Here is a 519-nt window from a genome sequence, read left to right on the forward strand (position 1 = left end):
GTCGGGGCGCTGGTCCCGGCCGGGACGGCCCCGGGGTGGGCGGTCGCGGTGCGGGTGGCGGCGGCACTGGCCCTGCTGGTGGCGGTCCCGCGGATGGGCGGGCTGCCGGAGCCGGTGCGGCGGGGGCTGCTGTGGGCCGGGGCGGCGGTGGCCGCCCTGGGGGCGCTGACGGCGGTCCCGACGGTGGCGGGGACGCTGCTCTCCGGGCTGGGGGTGCTGCGCGAGGTGTGGGCGGCGACGACCCCGCGGCCGGCCGGGGACGGCCACGGGATCCCGTACGTGGTGACGCTCCTGCTGGCGGCCGGGGCGCTCGCCCGGCCGGCCGGGGGGGGGGGGGGGCGGGGGGGCGCGAGTTACACATAAAAAAATATATAAAAAAAAAAATATAATTTTTTACCAAACACGACGCTATTCGGATCTCGGCGGCGGGCGGGGGACGGCCACGGGATCCCGTAGGTGGTGACGCTCCTGCTGGCGGCGGGGGCGCTCGCCCGGCCGGCCGGGGCGCTGCCGCGCCGG

The 519-nt window shown here is 76.5% G+C and carries 1 pseudogene; it reads left to right on the top strand.

Annotation, left to right across the window (positions count from 1 at the left end):
* Nucleotides 1-363 (top strand): annotated as a pseudogene (locus tag ACEPPI_RS40655) (hypothetical protein); the annotation flags it as partial.
* Between the last annotated feature and the right edge of the window lie 156 nt (nucleotides 364-519).

Origin of the sequence: Streptomyces sp. AB3(2024), from assembly GCF_041862025.1 — a bacterium.
In the GTDB taxonomy this organism is placed as follows: Bacteria; Actinomycetota; Actinomycetes; order Streptomycetales; family Streptomycetaceae; genus Streptomyces.